The sequence below is a fragment of the Propionivibrio sp. genome, assembly GCF_041441355.1.
Lineage (GTDB): Bacteria > Pseudomonadota > Gammaproteobacteria > Burkholderiales > Rhodocyclaceae > Propionivibrio.
The window spans coordinates 38540-53538 of record NZ_JASDTF010000036.1; the positions used below are offsets into that span (position 1 = coordinate 38540).

The window sequence follows — 14999 nt, forward strand, 5'->3', positions numbered from 1 at the left end:
CTTCGTTACGCTTGTGGATGCTGCGCCGCCGGCGTTGGCGCCGACTGCGCCTGACGCAGTCCAAAGTCGAATTCATCGACGTGGATCACGCGGTCGCGCAAGGCATTGCGCCGCGCCAGGATCGCGTACTCCTCCGCATTGATCACGCCACGTGCCAGGGCCACACGCGCGATGTCGCGCACGTTGGCATCCGGCTCGCCAGCGAAGGCCCCTGCTTTTTCTGCACTGCGGATGCGCGCTTCGATCGGCTCGGCCGCCAGGGTCGCCGCCAGCGCCGCCTCGATCGCGCCCACCGGCTCATCCGCATTCGGCGGCAGGTAGCATTCCGCGGTCAGCCGGTCGCGCGCCGCCGTCGGCCCGATCAACAGGCTGGCGACTTGATGCCCGATGCGGTCGGACGGCACGTCGTACGGGTGCCCGAGCGGGAACACCGTGCGAAAAAGGAAACGGCCGATGCCCCGGTGCGGAAAATTGGCGATCACGCCGTCGAAGGCCATCTGCGTCTTGTACATCGCGTCCCAGATCGCCCAGTGCATCAAGGGCGCATCCTCGCGCTGCCGCCCTTCCGCCTCGTAGCGCTTGAGCGTCGCCGAACACAGGTACATCAACGCCAGGATGTCACCGAGGCGTGCCGAAATCTTCTCGCGCCGTTTCAAGCTGCCGCCCATGACCAGCATCGAGATGTCGGCCAGGAAAGCGAAGGCTGTCGAAAAGCGCGAGAGTTGCTGGTAATAGCGCCGCGTTTCGGGCGCAACGCCGGCCGGAACGGTGATGAAGTGCGACCCGGTCAAGCCGCGGAAGAAGGCGCGCAGCCCGTGCCGGAGCGTAAAGAGGGTGTGCCCGGCGATGGCCGCGTCGAATTCGCGCAAACCCGCCGCCGGGTCCGGGTTCTGCGCTGCCAGCATCTCGTTGAACACGTAAGGGTGGCAGCGGATGGCGCCCTGGCCAAAGAGGATCATCGTGCGCGTGAGGATGTTGGCGCCTTCGACGGTAATCCCGATCGGCAACTGCTGGTAGGCGCGTCCGAGAAAATTGGACGGCCCGAGACAGATGCCCTTGCCGCCAAGGATATCCATCCCATCGGTCACCACCTGCCGGCCGCGTTCGGTGACGTGGTATTTGGCGATCGCCGAGGTCACCGAGGGTTTCTCGCCCAGGTCGACCGCACCGGCGGTCATCGTGCGCACCGCGTTCATCATGTAAGTGTAAGCACCGATGCGGGTCAGAGGCTCCTCGACCCCCTCGAAGCGCCCGACCGCCATCTTGAACTGGCTGCGGATGCGTGCGTAGCCGCCGACCGCACGCGCGGTCAGCTGGGCCATCCCGGTGTGTGACGCCGGCAGCGAGATCGATCGCCCCGCAGCGAGGCACTCCATCAGCATCCGCCAGCCCTTGCCGGCCATCTTCGGCCCGCCGATGATGTAGTCGAGCGGCATGAAAACCTCATGTCCTCGCGTCGGACCGTTCATGAACATCGCGTCGAGCGGATAATGGCGCTGCCCGAATTCGGCCCCCGGGGTGTCGCGCGGCACCAGCGCACAGGTGATGCCAAGATCCGCTTTTCCGCCCAGCAACCCCTCCGGATCGTAGAGCCGGAAAGCGAGCCCCAGCACGGTGCACACCGGGGCCAGGGTGGCATAGCGCTTCTCCCAGCTCACCCGCATGCCGAGGACCTCCTGGCCCTGCCACTCCCCCATGCAGACGATGCCGTAATCGGGGATCGACGCGGCGTCCGAACCAGCCCAGGGGCTGGTCAGGGCAAAGGCCGGGATATCGAGCCCCTTGGCCAGCCGCGGCAGGTAATGCTGTTTCTGTGCCTCGGTGCCGTAATGCAGCAGCAGTTCGGCCGGACCGAGCGAGTTGGGCACCATCACCGTCACCGACAGCGCCGAACTGCGCGTCGACAGCTTGGTCACGATCTGCGAATGCGCGTAGGCCGAAAATCCAAGCCCTCCGTAGGCTTTAGGGATGATCATCCCGAGGAAGCCTTTTTCCTTGATGTAGGCCCAGGCTTCGGGCGGCAGGTCGTGCAAATCGCGCGTGACCGCCCAGTCGTCGACCAGCGCACAGGCGGCTTCAACCTCGTTCGCCATGAAGGCTTGCTCCTCGGGCGTCAGCGTCGGTACCGGATAATCGAGCAGCCGCTGCCAGTCGGGATTGCCGCGGAACAATTCACCTTCCCACCAGACCGTCCCGGCCTCAAGCGCATCGCGCTCGGTCTCCGACATCTGCGGCAAGATACGCTTATACGTCCTGAACGCCGGGCGGGTGATCATCGCCTGGCGCCAGGACGGGATCAGCACGACCAGGGCGGCGCCAAACAACAAGGCCAGCGCCAGTGAGACGACGATGTGCAGGAGCATGAATTGACCTCCTCGAAAGTGCGCTACGCGTTCAGTCCGCGCGTGTTGAAGCGCTGGGTGCCTTGTCGCCGGAGGCTTCCGGCAATGGCGCACGCAAGCCGCCGAGCAAGAAAGGCAACATGCGCGCGGACAAACGTTTGGCGGCAAGCGCATCCGACGCCTTTCCGCCGGCCTCGCCGCCCTCCTGCGACAAGGACTGGAGGTCAGAGCCGGTGATCACGCGCAGGATGTCGGTTCCGGCGATCGCATATGAAACCGCGCCGAGCATGAAGTGCAGCCGCCAGGCAATTTCGGCGCGCGGCACATCGGGCAAGGCACGGAACAACGCCTGCTTGTAGCGGGCGAGCACTTCGGCGTATTCGCGAGCAAAGAAATCGCGGATGAAATCGGCCGGATCGGTCAGCGTCCGTCCGAGCAGCCTCAGGAAGGTCATGCCACCGCGAGACTCATCTTCACCCAGGCGCAGCAGGGTACCGAAAAATGCGTCGAGGATTTGCGACGGTTTCAGCGGCGCCCCGCCTGCCTCGGCTTCGAGCACATCGAGCACGGCCAGGCGCTCACGGTTGAGACCGTCGAGACGCCGCCGAAACACCGCACAGAGCAAGCCTTCCTTGCTCCCGAAATGATAGTTCGCCGCCGCGAGATTGACCCCGGCCGCTGCCGTGATCGTGCGCATTGACGCGCCTTCGAAGCCGCACCGCATGAAGGCAGCTTCGGCCGCATCGAGAATGCGATCACGTGTTTCCTGCCCGGGCCGAGCGTCCCCGTCGGCCGCCCCGGCTGGGGGCAATGTCTGCGCTGGCGCACCGGTGTTGCGTATCTGGGATTGCGTTACCGTCATCACGCCTCCGTCCCCATCAGACCCGCTTTCGTGGCAACTCTGACCGCTGCCCGGGGTCAGAGTTCAAACGTTCGTTTAAAGCTGTACGGATCGGCGGTCGCAGCCGCGGCGGTTGCTTGCTTTGCGCGACGCAAACACGTCATACTCGTTCAACCTTTCCGCCACCGCCATGCGCCGCCTCGCACCGCCTTCCGCCCCAGCCCCCGCCATGCCCGAGACCATGAACGTCGGGCATACGCTCGCCCAACTGACCCCCTACCTGTGGCGCTACAAATGGCGCGTTCTCGCAGCCTTAGCCTGCCTCGTCCTGGCCAAGGTCGCCACGGTCTCGGTCCCGTTGGTTTTCAAGGCGATGATCGACGACCTGTCGACGCCGCAATTCGCGACCGTTCTCCCGCTCCTTTTGCTTGGGCTCTACGGCGCTTTGCGTTTTGCGAGTTCGCTCTTTACCGAACTGCGCGAAATCCTCTTCGCCCGCGTCAGCCAAGAGTCGGTGCGACGCATCGCGCTCGAAGTCTTCCGTCACCTGCATGCGCTGTCGCTGCGCTTCCACCTCGAGCGCCAGACGGGCGGCGTCACGCGCGACATCGAGCGCGGCAGCCGTTCGATCGGCAGTTTGATCAATTACGCGCTGTATTCGATCCTGCCCACCCTGGTCGAATTGTTGCTGGTCCTGGCGATATTGGTGGCCCGTTACGATCGCGTTTTCGTCCTCATCACCCTGGCATCGCTGGCCGCTTACATCGTCTTCACCGTCGTCGTCAGCAACTGGCGGATCGCCCTGCGCCGGCGAGTCAACGACATGGACTCGGCCGCCAACACGCAAGCCATCGACAGCCTGCTCAACTACGAGACGGTCAAGTATTTCAACAATGAGGATTTCGAAGCACGACGCTACGATGTCCACCTGCGGCAGTGGGAAGACGCGGCCACGCGCAGCCAGGTGTCACTTTCGTGGCTCAATCTGGGGCAACAGTTGATCATCGCCATCGGCGTCACCGCGATGATGTGGCAGGCCGCAGCGGGCGTAGTGGCCGGAGCGATGACGGTCGGTGACCTGGTTTTGGTTAACGCTTTCTTGATCCAGCTCTACTTGCCGCTCAACTTCCTCGGGGTGATCTACCGTGAAATGCGCCAGGCGCTCGCCGACATCGAACGGATGTTCGAGCTGCTCGCCGAGCACCGCGACATCGTCGACGCACCCGATGCACAACCACTCCCCGACGGCCCTGCCGACATCGTCTTCGACCGGGTCGGTTTCGGCTACGATCCGCGGCGGCAGATCCTCCACGACATCAGCTTTACCATTCCAGCAGGCAAGACGGTCGCGGTGGTAGGTGCTTCAGGCTCGGGAAAATCGACGCTCGCACGCCTGCTGTTCCGGTTCTACGACGTCGATCGCGGCGCCATCCGCCTCCACGGCATCGATCTGCGCGCCCTGACGCAACAGAGCCTGCGCGGGGCCATCGGCATCGTTCCGCAGGACACCGTGCTGTTCAACGACACGATCGCCTACAACATCCGCTACGGTCGTCCGGAAGCCAGCGACGATGCCCTGGTCGCGGCCGCCCGCGCCGCTCAGCTCACTGAGTTTGTCACGCGACTCCCCGAAGGCTACGAAAGTCGAGTCGGCGAGCGTGGCCTCAAACTCTCCGGCGGCGAAAAGCAACGCGTCGCGATTGCACGGGCACTGCTCAAGAATCCGCCGGTATTGATTTTCGATGAGGCGACTTCGGCCCTCGATTCGCGCACCGAACAGGCGATTCAGGGGAGCCTGGACGCGGCCGCCAGCGGCCGCACCGCGCTCGTCATTGCCCATCGCCTGTCGACGGTGATGCACGCTGATGAAATCCTGGTCCTCGATGCCGGACACATCGTGGAACGCGGGCGTCACGCCGAACTGCTTGCACAGGGCGGTCGCTACGCACTGATGTGGGCCGCGCAGCAAGAAGAGCGAAAAATCGAACGCAGCCCGGCGTCGGCCGCTTCAATTTGAAGATTCTTCTGGCGTAGGGGCAATAAAAAAGCCGGGCAACGTGCCCGGCTTTTTGGAACGCGATCGCGTAAGGCTTACGCCGCCTTTTCTTCGGCGACGGGCGCTTCTTCCGGCTGATCGAGCAGCGTGACGAGGGCCATCGGGGCGTTGTCGCCGTCCCGGAAGCCACACTTCAGGATGCTCAGGTAACCGCCGTTACGGCCGGCGTAGCGCGGGCCGAGCACGTCGAAAACCTTGACGACCATTTCACGGTCACGCAGGCGATCGAAGGCCAGACGGCGATTGGCCAGACTCGGCTTCTTGCCCAGCGTGATGATCGGCTCGACCACACGACGCAGTTCCTTGGCCTTCGGCAGCGTGGTCTTGATCGTTTCGTGACGGAGCAGCGAAACGGTCATGTTGCGCAGCATGGCCAGGCGGTGCGCGCTGGTGCGATTGAGTTTACGAAGTCCCAAACGGTGACGCATCTCTCTTCCTTCCTATTCTATGCGGGCCGCTTACTTGTCGAGCCCGGCCGGCGGCCAGTTCTCGAGTTTCATGCCCAGCGTCAGGCCGCGTGCGGCCAGCACTTCCTTGATTTCGTTGAGCGACTTGCGACCGAGATTGGGAGTTTTCAGCAACTCGTTTTCGGTGCGCTGGATCAGATCGCCGATGTAGTAGATGTTCTCGGCCTTGAGGCAGTTCGCCGAACGAACCGTCAGTTCGAGGTCATCGACCGGACGCAAAAGGAGCGGATCGACCTGGACAGCCTTCTGGTGCTCGACCGGTTGCGCCGTCCCTTCGAGGTCGGCGAAAACCGAGAGCTGCTCCATCAGGATGCGCGCGGCTGCGCGGATCGATTCCTCGGGCTCGACGACACCGTTGGTTTCGATCTCCACGATCAGCTTGTCGAGGTCGGTGCGCTGTTCGACGCGTGCGCTCTCAACGTAATAGCTGACCCGACGCACCGGGCTGAACGAGGCGTCCAGAACCAGGCGACCAATGCTCTTGCCGCTGTCGTTCAGGTTGCGCACGTTGCCAGGAACGTAGCCACGGCCCTTTTCCACCTTGATTTCCATGTCCAGCTTACCGCCGCTGGAAACGTGGGCAATCACGTGATCGGGATTGATGATTTCGACGTCATGCGAGAGCACGATGTCGCCGGCGCGCACGACGCCTTCGCCGTCCTTGCTCAGGTGCAACACGGCTTCTTCGCGATTGTGCAGCTTGAAAACGACGCCCTTCAGGTTCAGAAGGATGTCGACGACATCCTCCTGCACGCCGTCGATCGTCGAGTACTCATGCAGCACGCCATCGATGCTCACTTCGGTCGGAGCATAACCCGGCATCGACGAGAGCAGAATCCGGCGCAGCGCATTACCCAGGGTGTGACCGTAGCCGCGTTCGAACGGCTCCATCACCACCTTGGCATGCACGGGCGACAAACTCTGTACGTCGATGATGCGAGGTTTCAATAGTCCACTGCTTTGCATGTCTTGTCCTTTGCCTGTTTCAGTCAAGAGGAGCCGCGATTACTTCGAGTAAAGCTCGATAACGAGGCTTTCGTTGATCGTCGACGGCAACTCGCTGCGCTCAGGACGGGCCTTGAAGGTCCCCTTGGCAGCCTTGGCATCGACTTCCACCCACTCGGGGAAGCCGCGCGATTCGGCGGCGGCAAGAGCGGCCTTGATACGCAGGTGGTTCTTGGCTTTTTCGGCAACTTCAACGACGTCGCCCGGGCGGACCTGGTACGACGGGATGTTGACGCGACGGCCATTCACCAGGATGGCATTGTGACGGACCACCTGACGCGACTCAGAGCGCGAGGCGGCAAAGCCCATGCGATGCACGACGGTGTCCAGACGCGACTCCAGCAGTTGCAGGAGGTTCTCGCCGGTCACGCCCTTGCGGCGGTCGGCTTCCTTGTAGACCTTGCGGAACTGGCCTTCGAGCACGCCGTAGATGCGGCGGATCTTCTGCTTTTCACGCAGGTGAACGCCGTAGTCGGACAGGCGCTGGCCGGACTTCTGACCGTGCTGACCGGGGGCGTACGAGCGACGCTCGATGGCGCACTTGTCGGTGAAGCACTTCTCACCCTTCAGGAACAGCTTTTCACCCTCGCGGCGGCACTGGCGGCACTTCGGATCGAGATTACGAGCCACTTGTCTTTCTCCTTAAATGCGACGCTTCTTGGGGGGGCGGCAGCCGTTGTGCGGAATCGGCGTGACGTCGGTGATGGCGGTGATCTTCAGACCCAGCGCGTTCAACGCGCGGACCGACGATTCACGACCGGGACCCGGCCCCTTGATGCGCACTTCGAGGTTCTTGACGCCGCATTCCTGCGCCGCCTTGCCGGCAGCCTCAGCCGCGACCTGAGCCGCGAACGGGGTGCTCTTACGCGAGCCCTTGAAGCCGGCACCACCGGACGTCGCCCACGACAGGGCATTGCCCTGGCGGTCGGTGATGGTGATGATGGTGTTGTTGAAGGACGCGTGGATGTGCGCGATGCCTTCGGCAACGTTCTTTTTGACTTTCTTGCGAACTTTCGTAGCGGTCTTGGCCATGTTCAGTTCCTTTTATTTCTTACCGGCGATGACCTTGCGCGGCCCCTTGCGGGTACGTGCGTTGGTACGCGTACGCTGACCACGGACCGGCAGGCCCTTACGATGGCGCAGACCACGATAACAGCCCAGATCCATCAGGCGCTTGATGCTCATCGTGACTTCGCGACGCAGGTCGCCTTCGACAGTGTACTTGCCGACGTGGTCGCGCAGACGGTCCATTTCGGCTTCCGTCAGATCCTTGACCTTAGTCGTGCGGGCGACGCCAGCTTCGTCACAAATCTTCTGTGCGCGGCTGCGACCGATACCGTAGATCGCCGTCAAGGCGACCTCGGTGTGCTGATGGTTGGGTATATTTACCCCTGCGATGCGGGCCATCTATTCACCCCAAAAATGCGAAACTTCCAATTATATCCTTAATCGGCCGGAAACTCATTCGAGTCCGGCTGATCAACCCTGACGCTGCTTGTGACGCGGATCCGAGCAGATCACGCGCACGATGCCGTGGCGCCGAATGATTTTGCAGTTGCGGCAGATGCGCTTAACAGATGCCAGCACTTTCATGGATAACTCCTATTATTTTCGGTTCCGGGCGCAGCCAGCCCATCGCCTGATTACATCTACTGCGTAGAGATTCTTTACTTGGCGCGGAAGATGATGCGCGCCCGGCTCAGATCGTAGGGCGTCAATTGCACGGTCACTTTGTCGCCGGGAAGGATACGGATGTAGTGCATCCGCATCTTTCCGGAGATGAAACCGAGCACGACATGCCCGTTCTCGAGTTTTACCCGGAACGTCGCATTGGGGAGGTTTTCTACCACCTCGCCCTGCATCTCGATGAGGTCTTCCTTTGCCATCCTATTTAGCCGACAAACCGGAACCCTTGAAGTTTGCTTTCTTCAGGAGCCCCTCGTATTGATGCGACATGGCGTAGGCTTGAACCTGCGTCATGAAGTCCATGGTCACGACGACGATGATCAGCAGCGAAGTTCCGCCGAAGTAGAACGGCACGTTCCACTTGAGAATCAGGAACTCGGGCAGCAGACACACCAAGGTGATGTAAGCCGCGCCGATCAGAGTCAAACGCATGAGAATCTTGTCGATGTAACGCGCGGTCTGCTCACCGGGACGAATCCCAGGCACGAAAGCACCGCTCTTCTTCAGGTTCTCGGCGGTTTCCTTGGAATTGAAAACCAGCGCGGTGTAGAAGAAACAGAAGAAGATAATCGCCACTGCGTAGAGCATCACGTAGATCGGCTGACCAGGCGACAGCGCGGCAGCGATGTCTTTCAGCCAACGCATCGAGTCACCCGAACCGAACCAGTTGGCTGCAGTCGCGGGAAACAGAATGATCGACGAGGCGAAAATCGGCGGGATCACGCCGGCCATGTTCAGCTTGAGCGGCAGATGCGAGCTTTGGCCACCGTAGATCTTGTTACCAACCTGACGCTTGGCGTAGTTGACCAGAATCTTGCGCTGCCCCCGTTCGACGAACACGACGAAGGCCGTCACGCCGGCCGCCAGGACCGTGATGAACAATGCCGACAGCGGGTGCATCGCACCGGTGCGAACGAGTTCCAGCAAACCGCCGATCGCGTTGGGCAAGCCCGCGGCAATCCCGGCGAAGATGATGATCGAGATACCGTTGCCCAGACCACGCTCGGTGATTTGTTCACCGAGCCACATCAGGAACATCGTCCCGGTCAACAAGGTCACCACGGTCACGAAGCGGAACATCAGCCCCGGCTCCGGCACCAGACCAGGTTGCGATTCAACGGCGATAGCGATACCAATCCCCTGGAAAACTGCCAGAAGTACAGTACCGTAACGCGTGTATTGGGTGATCTTGCGCCGACCGGCCTCTCCTTCCTTCTTCAGCGCCTCAAGCTGAGGACTCGCGTGGGTCATCAACTGCATGATGATCGACGACGAAATGTAGGGCATGATGCCCAGCGCAAAGATGGTGAAGCGGGAAAGGGCACCACCCGAGAACATGTTGAACATGCCCAGGATGCCGCCCGCCTGCTTGTTGAAGAGATCGCTCAGCACCTGTGGATCGATACCCGGGACGGGGATGTGCGCCCCGATCCGGTATACGACCAAGGCGCCCAGCAGGAAGATCAGGCGACGCTTGAGGTCGCCATACTTCCCGCCTTTGCCGATTTGGTTAGCTGGAGTCGCCAAGAAACGTCACCGTATCGTTGGGTTATTCCGCGACGGAACCGCCCGCCGCCTCGATGGCCGCCTTGGCGCCCTTGGTCGCGCTGACCCCCTTGAGCGTCACCTTGCGGGTGATTTCGCCCGAGAGGATGACTTTCGCCGACAGCGCGTGCTGGGTGATCAGGTTGGCCTGCTTGAGGGTCAGCAGATCGATTTCGTCAACCGGCAGATCGTTGATTTCCGACAGACGCACTTCGACGTTGCGGGTGTTCGTCAGCGAGACGAAACCACGCTTCGGCAGACGGCGCTGCAGCGGCATCTGACCGCCTTCGAAGCCAACTTTGTGGAAGCCACCAGCACGCGACTTCTGGCCTTTGTGACCGCGACCGGCGGTCTTACCCAGACCGGAACCGATGCCACGACCGACGCGGCGCTTGGCGTGGGTTGCCCCTTCCGCGGGCTGAATCGTGTTGAGTTTCATCTTAGCCCTCGCACTTCAGAAGGTAGGAGACCTTGTTGATCATGCCGCGCACCGCCGGCGTGTCCTCAAGTTCGGACACGCTGTTGAGGCGACGCAGACCGAGGCCACGAACCGTCGCACGGTGCGACTGCTTGGTGCCAATCAGGCTCTTGACGAGCTTGACCTTGATTTTCTTGTCAGCCATGGCTTACCCCAGGATTTCTTCGACCGTCTTGCCGCGCTTGGCAGCGATTTCGGACGGAGTGCTCATCGCCATGAGGCCATTGATGGTGGCACGGACGATGTTGTAAGGATTGGTCGAGCCGTGCGCCTTGGCCACGACGTTGGTCATGCCCATGACGTCGAACACGGCGCGCATGGCGCCGCCGGCGATGATTCCGGTACCTTCGGGAGCCGGCTGCATCATGACCGTCGAGGCGCCGTGGCGACCGACGACCGTATGGTGCAACGTGCCACTCTTGAGGCTGACCTTGACCATCTTGCGACGGGCTTCTTCCATGGCCTTTTGCACGGCCACCGGGACTTCACGGGACTTGCCCTTGCCCATGCCGATACGACCATCGCCGTCGCCGACCACGGTCAACGCTGCGAAACCGAGGATCCGACCACCCTTGACGACTTTCGTCACCCGGTTGATCGAGATCATCTTCTCGCGCATACCATCATCCGGCTTTTCGGCCTGCTGAGTCTTCTTGCTTTGCGGTTTTGCCATTACTTGCTCCGATCTCTCTCTGGCCGATCAGAATTTGAGGCCGGCTTCACGCGCGGCTTCAGCCAGGGCCTTGATACGTCCGTGATACTGGAAACCACTGCGGTCGAAGGCGACTTGTTCGACGCCAGCCTTCTTCGCACGTTCGGCGACCAGCTTGCCCACCACCGTTGCGGCATTGGTGTTGCCGCCGTTGGGCAGATCCTTGCGGACTTCGGGTTCCAGGGAAGAAGCTGCAGCCAGCACCTTCGAGCCACAGGCCGAAAAGACCTGAGCGTAGATGTGGCTGTTGGTCCGATGCACCGACAAGCGCACTGACTTCAGCTCGGCAATTTTGGCCCGGGTTTTACGGGCTCTGCGCAACCGCGCCTGTTTCTTGTCAATCATTTACGCACCCTTACTTCTTCTTGGTTTCCTTGATGACCACGACTTCGTCGGCATACCGGACACCCTTGCCCTTATAGGGCTCAGGCTGACGGTAAGCACGGACTTCAGCCGCGACCTGGCCGACCTGCTGCTTGTCCACACCCTTGATGATGATTTCAGTCTGGGTGGGGGTTTCGCATTTGACACCAGCAGGCATCTTGTGCGCCACCGGGTGCGAGAAGCCGAGGGTCAGGTTGAGCGTATCGCCCTGAGCCTGGGCACGGTAACCGACGCCCACGAGGTTCAGCTTGCGCTCAAAGCCCTTGCTCACACCGGTCACCATGTTGGCCACGATGGCGCGCACGGTACCCGACATGGCATTCGCGTTCTCGGCACCTTCGACCGGCTTGCACAGAAGGGCATCTCCCTCCTTGACGACCGAAACGGCAGGATTGATCGGGAAGCTCAGCGAGCCCAGGGGGCCCTTGACCGAGATTTCTTTCGCACCGAGGGCGACTTCAACACCCTGCGGCAAAACGATTGGGTTCTTAGCTACACGGGACATGACTTCCCCTTACGCCACGATGCAGAGGACTTCGCCGCCAACATTGCTGGCACGAGCCTTGCGGTCGGTCATCACACCCTTCGGGGTGGACACGATCGCCACACCGAGGCCATTCATGACGCGCGGAATGGCGTCAACACCCTTGTAGATGCGCAGGCCAGGCTTCGAAACGCGGTCGATGCGCTCGATGACCGGACGGCCGGCATAGTACTTCAGGCCGATTTCGAGGGTTGCCTTGCCTTCGACTTCGCGCACGGCAAAGTCTTCGACATAGCCTTCATCCTTCAACACCTTGGCAATCGCCACCTTGACCTTGGAGGAAGGCATGCTGACAACAGCCTTCTCAGCCGACTGGGCGTTGCGGATGCGGGTCAGCATATCGCTGATCGGATCGCTCATACTCATCTTGTTCTCTCCTGCTTACCAGCTAGCCTTGGTCACGCCCGGCACTTCACCGCGCATGACGAAGTCGCGCAGCTTGCTGCGACCCAGACCGAACTTGCGGAACACCCCACGCGGACGGCCGGTCAGCTGGCAGCGATTGCGCAGACGAACAGGGCTGGCGTTACGCGGCAGCGCCTGCAGCTTCAAACGCGCCTCGAAGCGCTCCTCTTCCGAGCGCGAGACATCATCGATAATGGCCTGAAGGGCTGCACGCTTGGCAGCAAACTTCTCGACCATCTTGCGACGCTTTTCTTCGCGGTTAATCAATGCGAGTTTCGCCATGTTCGCCTCAGTTCTTGAAGGGGAATTTGAAGGCGGCAAGCAGGGCACGCGCTTCTTCGTCGGTCTTGGCGGTGGTGGTCACACTGATATTCATGCCACGCAACGCGTCGATCTTGTCGTACTCGATCTCGGGGAAGATGATCTGCTCTTTGACGCCCATGTTGTAGTTACCACGACCGTCGAAGCCCTTACCCGAAACCCCCCGGAAATCGCGCACGCGCGGAAGGGCAACCGAAACCAGACGATCAAGGAATTCGTACATGCGCGGACCGCGCAGGGTCACCATGCAACCAATCGGGTAGCCATCACGAATCTTGAAGCCGGCGATCGATTTGCGAGCCTTGGTCACCACCGGCTTCTGGCCGGCGATCTTGGTCATGTCACCAAGCGCGAACTCGAGCACCTTCTTGTCGGCAACCGCCTCGCCCACACCCATGTTCAGGGTGATCTTGGTGATGCGCGGAACCTGCATGTTCGACGCGTAGCCGAACTTTGAGGTCAATTCCGGCACAACCTTCTCTTTGTAAAAATCAAACAAACGTGCCATGACCGCTCCTTACGCCCCCACCGTTTCGCCGTTCGACTTGAAGACGCGAACCTTGGAACCGTCTTCAAGCAGCTTGAAGCCGACGCGATCGGCCTTCTGCGTCTTCGGATTGAAGAGCGCAACGTTCGAAATGTGCAGCGGCATGTCTTTGTCGACGACGCCACCCACAACCCCCTTGACCGGGTTCGGCTTGACGTGCTTCTTGACGCGATTCACGCCTTCGACAACCACGCGCTCTGCGTCAACACGACGCGCGACGGTGCCGCGCTTACCCTTGTCCTTGCCGGCAATGACGACAACCTGGTCGCCCTTACGAATCTTTTCCATGGTCGCCTCTTAGAGCACTTCCGGTGCCAGCGACACGATCTTCATAAAGCGCTCGCCACGCAGTTCACGCGTGACCGGCCCGAAGATGCGCGTACCAATCGGCTCCAGCTTGTTATTGAGGAGCACCGCGGCATTGCTGTCGAACTTAACCAGCGAGCCGTCAGGACGGCGAACGCCAGCCGCGGTACGCACCACCACCGCGTTATAGACGTCACCCTTCTTGACACGGCCACGCGGGGCAGCATCCTTGATACTCACCTTGATGATATCGCCAACGCTGGCATAGCGACGCTTGGAGCCGCCCAGCACTTTGATACACATCACCGAACGCGCGCCGGTGTTATCGGCGACGTCCAGAACCGTCTGCATCTGAATCATTTATCTCTCCAACTTATCCCGCAAGAGCGGTCAGTCTTGGAACCCGTACGGGAGAAACACCCAGCCGAGAATGGCCGGGCGCGAAAAAAGGGGAATTATATCCCCTTTTCTGAAATAGGCAAGCGTTAGATGGCGACAGCCTTCTCGAGCAGCTTGCTTACGGTCCAGCTCTTGCTCTTCGAAAGCGGCCGGCATTCCTGGATTTCCACCAGGTCGCCTTGCTTGGCCTCATTCGCTTCGCTGTGCGCGTGGTACTTCTTGGAGCGCACAATGATCTTGTCGTACATCGGGTGCTTGACGCGACGCTCGACCAGGACGGTGACCGTCTTGTCCATCTTGTCGCTCACCACACGGCCGATCAGCGTGCGCTTGTTGGTCGCTTCGCTCATTATTACACCGCCTTTTCACGAAGAAGGGTACGCACGCGCGCGATGTCGCGGCGAACCTTGCCCAACTGGCTGTGGTTGGCCAGCTGTTGGGTGGCATGCTGCATGCGCAGGCTGAACTGAGCCTTGAGCAGCTCAAGCAACTCCTTGTTCAGCTCTTCTGCACTTTTCTGTCTGAGTTCACTGGCTTTCATTTCAACCCACCATGCGCGTGACGAAAGTCGTCGGGATCGGAAGCTTGGCTGCGGCGAGCTCGAAAGCTTCGCGCGCCAGGCTTTCGGCGACGCCATCCATTTCGTAGAGCACCTTGCCGGGGCGAATTTCCGCGACGTAGTACTCGGGATTACCCTTACCGTTACCCATACGGACTTCGGCAGGCTTCTTCGAGATCGGCTTATCCGGGAAGATGCGGATCCAAATCCGGCCACCACGTTTGATGTGACGCGTCATCGCACGACGGGCAGCTTCGATCTGACGCGCGGTCAGGCGACCACGACCAATGGCCTTGAGACCATACTCGCCGAAACTCACCTTGGTGCCACGGGTAGCCAGGCCAGTGTTACGGCCTTTCTGCTCCTTGCGGTACTTCCTTCTAGTTGGCTGCAGCATCAGTC

24 protein-coding genes are annotated in these 14999 nt (G+C 61.0%); 1 reads left to right on the forward strand and 23 read right to left on the reverse strand.

The genetic code is table 11. From position 1 onward, the window contains the following. Window positions 1–5 precede the first annotated feature (5 nt). A complete protein-coding gene (locus QMB55_RS12225) occupies window positions 6–2363 on the reverse strand; it encodes an acyl-CoA dehydrogenase (RefSeq protein WP_497588992.1) in 2358 nt (785 codons plus the stop codon). A gap of 31 nt (window positions 2364–2394) precedes the next feature. Beyond that, window positions 2395–3066, reverse strand: a complete 672-nt coding sequence (locus tag QMB55_RS12230; protein WP_497588993.1) for a TetR family transcriptional regulator — start codon at window positions 3064–3066, stop codon at window positions 2395–2397. A gap of 307 nt (window positions 3067–3373) precedes the next feature. Here QMB55_RS12230 and QMB55_RS12235 point away from each other — a divergent pair, with 307 nt between their 5' ends. Continuing rightward, on the forward strand, window positions 3374–5200 hold the full coding sequence (locus QMB55_RS12235) for an ABCB family ABC transporter ATP-binding protein/permease (protein ID WP_497588994.1): 1827 nt from the start codon (window positions 3374–3376) through the stop codon (window positions 5198–5200). A gap of 74 nt (window positions 5201–5274) precedes the next feature. Here QMB55_RS12235 and rplQ read toward each other — a convergent pair whose 3' ends face one another. The 21 genes from rplQ to rplP all read right to left on the reverse strand — a co-directional run bounded on the left by rplQ (window position 5275) and on the right by rplP (window position 14994). Beyond that, window positions 5275–5667: a 50S ribosomal protein L17 gene (rplQ, locus tag QMB55_RS12240; protein ID WP_497588995.1), complete on the reverse strand. Its 393-nt coding sequence runs from the start codon at window positions 5665–5667 to the stop codon at window positions 5275–5277. A gap of 30 nt (window positions 5668–5697) precedes the next feature. After that, on the reverse strand, window positions 5698–6672 hold the full coding sequence (locus QMB55_RS12245) for a DNA-directed RNA polymerase subunit alpha (RefSeq protein ID WP_497588996.1): 975 nt from the start codon (window positions 6670–6672) through the stop codon (window positions 5698–5700). A 39-nt stretch (window positions 6673–6711) separates the two neighbouring features. Continuing rightward, window positions 6712–7341: a 30S ribosomal protein S4 gene (gene rpsD, locus QMB55_RS12250; protein ID WP_497588997.1), complete on the reverse strand. Its 630-nt coding sequence runs from the start codon at window positions 7339–7341 to the stop codon at window positions 6712–6714. A gap of 12 nt (window positions 7342–7353) precedes the next feature. Beyond that, window positions 7354–7743, reverse strand: coding sequence for a 30S ribosomal protein S11 (gene rpsK, locus QMB55_RS12255; protein WP_497588998.1), 390 nt, complete (start codon window positions 7741–7743; stop codon window positions 7354–7356). 12 nt (window positions 7744–7755) lie between these two features. Further along, window positions 7756–8118: a 30S ribosomal protein S13 gene (gene rpsM / locus QMB55_RS12260; protein ID WP_497588999.1), complete on the reverse strand. Its 363-nt coding sequence runs from the start codon at window positions 8116–8118 to the stop codon at window positions 7756–7758. Window positions 8119–8190: 72 nt separating this feature from the next. Then, complete coding sequence (rpmJ, locus tag QMB55_RS12265) at window positions 8191–8304, reverse strand: 50S ribosomal protein L36 (RefSeq protein WP_263769975.1); 114 nt, start codon at window positions 8302–8304, stop codon at window positions 8191–8193. Between the two features lie 74 nt (window positions 8305–8378). Then, window positions 8379–8597 carry a translation initiation factor IF-1 gene (infA, locus tag QMB55_RS12270; protein WP_497589000.1) on the reverse strand — a complete coding sequence of 73 codons (219 nt, stop codon included), beginning with the start codon at window positions 8595–8597 and terminating at the stop codon, window positions 8379–8381. Window position 8598: 1 nt separating this feature from the next. Continuing rightward, the gene (gene secY / locus QMB55_RS12275) at window positions 8599–9924 is read right to left on the reverse strand and encodes a preprotein translocase subunit SecY (protein ID WP_497589001.1); all 1326 of its coding nucleotides are present in this window, start codon (window positions 9922–9924) and stop codon (window positions 8599–8601) included. 22 nt (window positions 9925–9946) lie between these two features. Further along, window positions 9947–10381, reverse strand: a complete 435-nt coding sequence (gene rplO / locus QMB55_RS12280; protein ID WP_497589002.1) for a 50S ribosomal protein L15 — start codon at window positions 10379–10381, stop codon at window positions 9947–9949. A gap of 1 nt (window position 10382) precedes the next feature. Then, a complete protein-coding gene (gene rpmD, locus QMB55_RS12285; protein WP_497589003.1) occupies window positions 10383–10565 on the reverse strand; it encodes a 50S ribosomal protein L30 in 183 nt (60 codons plus the stop codon). A gap of 3 nt (window positions 10566–10568) precedes the next feature. Beyond that, window positions 10569–11093 (reverse strand): 30S ribosomal protein S5, encoded by a 525-nt coding sequence (rpsE, locus tag QMB55_RS12290; RefSeq protein WP_497589004.1) that lies wholly within the window; start codon window positions 11091–11093, stop codon window positions 10569–10571. 27 nt (window positions 11094–11120) lie between these two features. Next, on the reverse strand, window positions 11121–11474 hold the full coding sequence (rplR, locus tag QMB55_RS12295) for a 50S ribosomal protein L18 (protein WP_497589015.1): 354 nt from the start codon (window positions 11472–11474) through the stop codon (window positions 11121–11123). Window positions 11475–11487: 13 nt separating this feature from the next. Then, on the reverse strand, window positions 11488–12021 hold the full coding sequence (rplF, locus tag QMB55_RS12300; protein WP_497589005.1) for a 50S ribosomal protein L6: 534 nt from the start codon (window positions 12019–12021) through the stop codon (window positions 11488–11490). A 9-nt stretch (window positions 12022–12030) separates the two neighbouring features. Beyond that, window positions 12031–12426, reverse strand: a complete 396-nt coding sequence (rpsH, locus tag QMB55_RS12305; protein ID WP_497589006.1) for a 30S ribosomal protein S8 — start codon at window positions 12424–12426, stop codon at window positions 12031–12033. Between the two features lie 15 nt (window positions 12427–12441). After that, window positions 12442–12747, reverse strand: coding sequence for a 30S ribosomal protein S14 (gene rpsN, locus QMB55_RS12310; protein WP_497589007.1), 306 nt, complete (start codon window positions 12745–12747; stop codon window positions 12442–12444). 7 nt (window positions 12748–12754) lie between these two features. Further along, on the reverse strand, window positions 12755–13294 hold the full coding sequence (gene rplE, locus QMB55_RS12315) for a 50S ribosomal protein L5 (protein ID WP_497589008.1): 540 nt from the start codon (window positions 13292–13294) through the stop codon (window positions 12755–12757). A gap of 9 nt (window positions 13295–13303) precedes the next feature. After that, a complete protein-coding gene (gene rplX, locus QMB55_RS12320; RefSeq protein WP_497589009.1) occupies window positions 13304–13621 on the reverse strand; it encodes a 50S ribosomal protein L24 in 318 nt (105 codons plus the stop codon). Between the two features lie 9 nt (window positions 13622–13630). Next, window positions 13631–13999, reverse strand: a complete 369-nt coding sequence (rplN, locus tag QMB55_RS12325; RefSeq protein WP_497589010.1) for a 50S ribosomal protein L14 — start codon at window positions 13997–13999, stop codon at window positions 13631–13633. Window positions 14000–14124: 125 nt separating this feature from the next. Then, window positions 14125–14388, reverse strand: a complete 264-nt coding sequence (gene rpsQ / locus QMB55_RS12330) for a 30S ribosomal protein S17 (protein WP_497589011.1) — start codon at window positions 14386–14388, stop codon at window positions 14125–14127. Window positions 14389–14390: 2 nt separating this feature from the next. Beyond that, a complete protein-coding gene (gene rpmC, locus QMB55_RS12335) occupies window positions 14391–14579 on the reverse strand; it encodes a 50S ribosomal protein L29 (RefSeq protein WP_497589012.1) in 189 nt (62 codons plus the stop codon). A gap of 1 nt (window position 14580) precedes the next feature. After that, window positions 14581–14994, reverse strand: coding sequence for a 50S ribosomal protein L16 (gene rplP / locus QMB55_RS12340; RefSeq protein WP_497589016.1), 414 nt, complete (start codon window positions 14992–14994; stop codon window positions 14581–14583). Window positions 14995–14999: the final 5 nt, after the last annotated feature.